This is a genomic window from Melaminivora alkalimesophila (assembly GCF_000282995.1).
Lineage (GTDB): Bacteria > Pseudomonadota > Gammaproteobacteria > Burkholderiales > Burkholderiaceae_C > Melaminivora > Melaminivora alkalimesophila.
Map to the genome: position 1 here is coordinate 1 of NZ_ALEE01000103.1, position 1,641 is coordinate 1,641.

Annotated in this window: 2 protein-coding genes; both read right to left on the minus strand. The window is 70.8% G+C overall.

The window, feature by feature from the left end:
- Positions 1-222 precede the first annotated feature (222 nt).
- Entirely contained in the window at positions 223-381 is a 159-nt protein-coding gene (locus A612_RS17230; RefSeq protein WP_019372833.1) for a hypothetical protein, read from the minus strand.
- Positions 382-467: 86 nt separating this feature from the next.
- Positions 468-1,641, minus strand: a 1,174-nt coding sequence (locus tag A612_RS01425) for a threonine ammonia-lyase (protein ID WP_019372834.1), incomplete at its 5' end; no start/stop codon positions are given.

Genomic DNA, 1,641 nt, shown 5'->3' on the forward strand with positions numbered 1-1,641 from the left:
CCGCCGATCGGGCCGGCGGCCGGGTGCTGGGCGGCTGGACCTGCGATTCTAGGAAGCCGGCCGGTCCCTGTCTGTCGGACAGGGGGCAAAACTATGCATTGTGTGCATTGGAATATGCATAGATTGCAGGTCCTGGAGCGATGGCGGACCAAGGCACAAAAAAGCCCCGCATCGCGGGGCCTTGTCAGCAGCCGGGTCGTCGGGCACGCCGCCCGAGGCCTTTCAGGCCATGTACACGGCGATGAAGGCCAGCAGAAAGATCATCGCCGCGCCGACCGCGGGGACGACCAGGGGAATGTAGGGCACCACGGACTCGACCGCGTCGATGGGGTGCTGCAGGTCTTCGGCGGGGCCGGTGGCGGGCTGCGGTTCCTGGTTCATGGCGGGTCTCCTCGGTCTGTGGGGCCGGGCTGCGCCGGGCGCGCCCCTTCGTTCTGGATGCCCGCCAGTGTACCCAAGCGCCGCGTTCAGTGCAGCTCGGCCTGCATCTGCGCGCGGCGCAGCTCGGCCAGCACCTGCTCGATGTGTTCGGGCCCGCGCGTCTGCAGCACCAGCTCGATCTCCACGTTCTGCGCTGCCAGCATGGTGAAGGCGCGCTGGTGGTGTACCTCCTCGACGTTGGCGCCGGCCTCGGCGACGATCGCCGTGATGCGCGCCAGCATCCCGGGCACGTCGCGCGCGCTGACCCGCACGCGCGCCAGCCGGCCCGAGCGCACCATGCCGCGCTCGATGATCGCCGCCAGCAGCAGCGGGTCGATGTTGCCGCCCGACAGCACCAGGCCGACCTTCTTGCCGGCAAAGCGCGCGCCATGGCGGATCAGCGCCGCCAGCCCGGCCGCGCCCGCGCCCTCGACCAGGGTCTTTTCGATCTCCAGCAGCATCAGCACCGCCTGCTCGATGTCGCCCTCCTCGACCAGTAGGAGATCGTCCACCTGCTCGGAGATGACGGCGCGCGTGAGGGCGCCGGGCTGGCCGACGGCGATGCCCTCGGCGATGGTCGAGGTACCTTGCGGGTGCTGCGTGCCCTGGATGGCGTTGACCATGGCGGGAAAGCGCGCCGCCTGCACGCCGACGATCTCCAGCTGCGGCTTGATGCTGCGCGCCGCGAGAGCCATGCCGGCGAGCAGCCCGCCGCCGCCCACCGAGACCACCAGGGCGTCGAGTTCCGGTTGCTCGGCCAGCATCTCCAGCGCCACCGTGCCCTGCCCGGCGGCGACGGCCACGTCGTCGTAGGGATGCACGAAAGTGAGCCGTTGCGCCTCGGCCAGCTCGTAGGCGTGGGCGCGCGCTTCCTCCAGCGTGTCGCCGTGCAGCACGATCTCGGCGCCGAAGCCGCGCGTGCGCTCGACCTTCACGCCGGGCGTGAAGCGCGGCATGACGATGACCGCGCGCAGGCCCAGACGCTGGGCGTGGTAGGCCACACCCTGGGCGTGGTTGCCGGCGCTCATGGTGACCACGCCGCGCGTGCGCTCCTCGGCGTCCAGCAGCGCCAGCCGGTTGCAGGCGCCGCGCTCCTTGAACGAGGCGGTGAACTGCAGGTTCTCGAACTTCAGGAACACCTGCGCGCCCACGATCTGCGAGAGCGTGCGCGATTCGACGCAGGGGGTGCGCAGCACCTGCCCCTGCAGGCGCTCGGCCGCC